This window comes from Providencia sp. PROV033 (genome assembly GCF_028484855.1).
Taxonomy (GTDB): domain Bacteria; phylum Pseudomonadota; class Gammaproteobacteria; order Enterobacterales; family Enterobacteriaceae; genus Providencia; species Providencia alcalifaciens.
In genome coordinates this window covers 1-2,457 of the sequence record NZ_JAMPSW010000185.1, presented here as the reverse complement: position 1 = coordinate 2,457, position 2,457 = coordinate 1, and the positions used below count along the sequence as shown (strand labels likewise).

Annotated in this window: 2 protein-coding genes and 1 pseudogene; 1 reads left to right on the top strand and 2 read right to left on the bottom strand. The window is 37.2% G+C overall.

Translation table 11 applies throughout. The features are described from left to right. On the top strand, positions 1-876 hold an 876-nt coding region (locus PSF16_RS17135; protein WP_272689777.1), incomplete at its 5' end, for an ABC transporter permease. Positions 877-931: 55 nt separating this feature from the next. On the opposite strand, the gene PSF16_RS17130 is transcribed toward PSF16_RS17135, so the two are convergent. Both PSF16_RS17130 and PSF16_RS17125 read right to left on the bottom strand, forming a co-directional pair. Beyond that, positions 932-1,936 (bottom strand): LacI family DNA-binding transcriptional regulator, encoded by a 1,005-nt coding sequence (locus PSF16_RS17130; protein ID WP_006662712.1) that lies wholly within the window; start codon positions 1,934-1,936, stop codon positions 932-934. 256 nt (positions 1,937-2,192) lie between these two features. After that, positions 2,193-2,457 (bottom strand): annotated as a pseudogene (locus PSF16_RS17125) (sulfite exporter TauE/SafE family protein); the annotation flags it as partial.

Genomic DNA, 2,457 nt, shown 5'->3' with positions numbered 1-2,457 from the left:
ATCTTATTTGCTTGTATGTCCATTTTTAATGAGCATTTTTTAACGGTAAATAACTTATCCACGATTGCTCGCCAAGTTTCCATTAACGCAATTATTGCTATCGGGATGACATTTGCCATTTTAACGGGAGGGATCGACCTTTCTGTTGGCGCGGTGATGGCACTATCCGGCACATTAATGGCGGGATTAATGAAATACTATGGCATGGATCCTTCCCTTGCCATTACTCTGGGTTTGCTATCAGGTATCGCGTTTGGCTTTGTTAATGGAATTTTAACCGCTTACGGTAAAATGCCACCCATCATTGTCACCTTAGGTGCGATGATTATCGCAAAAGGCTTGGCGCTCATTTATACCGGTGGTTACCCGATTTCAGGCTTGCCACAAGAGTTTGCATTTTGGGGACGTGAAGAGTTAATGGGAATTCAAGTGCCTATCCTATTAATGCTGGGTTTGTATCTGATTTTCTATGTCGTTCTCAACCACATTCCATTTGGTCGCTATATTTATGCCATCGGCGGTAATGAAGAAGCTGCGCGTTTAAGTGGTATTCGTGTTGAACGTTACAAAATGCTGGTGTATGTCATCAGCGGCTTTACCGCTGCATTCGCAGGATTAATTTTTACCTCTCGAGTAATGAGCGGTCAACCTAACGCCGGTGTCGGTTTTGAACTTGATGCGATTGCTGCTGTGGTTTTAGGCGGGGCATCTATCGCCGGTGGTCGCGGGATGATTATTGGGACACTTATCGGAGCAATGATTTTAGGTGTACTTAATAATGGCTTGAACTTATTGGGTATATCTCCATACGTTCAATATATTGTGAAAGGTTTAATTATCTGGGGTGCCACCTTAATTAGCTCAATGAAACGTTAAGTTTATATTTAGCGATAAATAGAAATAAGGATTTCATAATGAAATCCTTATTTTTTTAATCGTAAGTCACTAATTTTCCATTGACGAAGATTTGCTTAGAACCCGTTTCTTTAGTGGAGCCACCTTCTATCTCTGCAAACAATAATTCCGCTGTTCGTTTACCTAAATAAACTGAGTCATGATGAACACCTGAAATCGATAAATGATAAGTATCAGCATAAGGCGGTAAATCTACCGAGAAATAACGACAAGATAATCCGAGCTCAGAAATAATCTTATACATTCCCGCTGTAATAATCCCGTTTAGTCCCACAACATACATATTTGGTGTATAGAGTTCTTTGACTTTTTCTCTTAAATACTCTTCATCTTTTTTGCTAAAAATATAGCTACTGTACAAAACATGAATATTTTTATGATGCGTAAATTGATCATAAATACCCGCGAGACGGGAAAGACTAATTTCAGAATGTTCAGGACCTGAAATAATTAACGTATTTTCACTGCGTTGTTCGTTTAGATATTTTCCTGTTAGTGCCCCGATTTCAAAATTCTTCAAAAATAGCCCAGGATAATTTCTTCCATAAATAGAGCGGTCAACAAAGACTAATGGGACTTGATGCTGATCGATCAACGACAAATAACTTGGTTGGTACGCTTTATCATCACGAACAGGCGAAAGCAAAATGCCGCTGGCTTTATAGCTCACTAAGGTTTCAATCGCGGTTTGCTCCGCTTTTTCATCACTATCAGTATCAAAAATCATGACCTGATAGCCTTTTTCTTTCGCTAAGCGCGACACCGTCTGGATTAAAACCACATAGAAGGGGTTAAACGTGCTGTCTGTCACAACACCAATAATTCGGCTATTTTTATTCTTTAAGTTACGCGCAAATACATTGGGAACGTAATTTAACTCTTGTGCGATCGCGAGTATTTTTTCCCGTGTTTCTTTTTTTACCAATTCAGGATGGTTAAAAGCACGAGATACGGTAATATCCGTCACATTAGCGCGCTTAGCGATATCAATGATGGTTGTTGAACTATCTTGTTTAGTCATAATTATGCTAATCAACCTGTAATGATTATTGTATTTGGTAGGGTATAGCGTGTTTTTTGATGTCGCGGCTGAATAAGAATTGCGATTAATTCATTATACCTATTTATCATTGAAGATAAATCAGTTTTCTTTCTTATGCATCAAGCCAATCGCATCTTCTGCTTAATATTCTTAATTTTAAATTCTACCAACACAACATTAAAAAAATAAAATATTCGATTAGCGCACTAATCACATGATGATTAAAATAGAAATATTATATTAACAAACTGGGAATACCATCATTGAGAATAAAAACAAACACCGAAAATAATAAATAAATAGAAACTGAAACCACTAATAGCGAAAATATAAATTGCACAATATTAACAGGAATATAGCCAATCAAAACCCGACCAATAATCAGTCCCAAAACACAGGCTGAAATAAAGGTAATACTAACCTCTAACGGGTACTCAAACCCATTGAATATATTAATTGAAATACTAATACTGCCGATTAAAAATATCACCATTAACGAA

Coding starts and splice junctions, on each gene's coding strand:
- PSF16_RS17130 (WP_006662712.1), bottom strand. CDS start 1,936: ATGACTAAACAAGATAGTTCAACAACCATCATTGATATCGCTAAGCGC.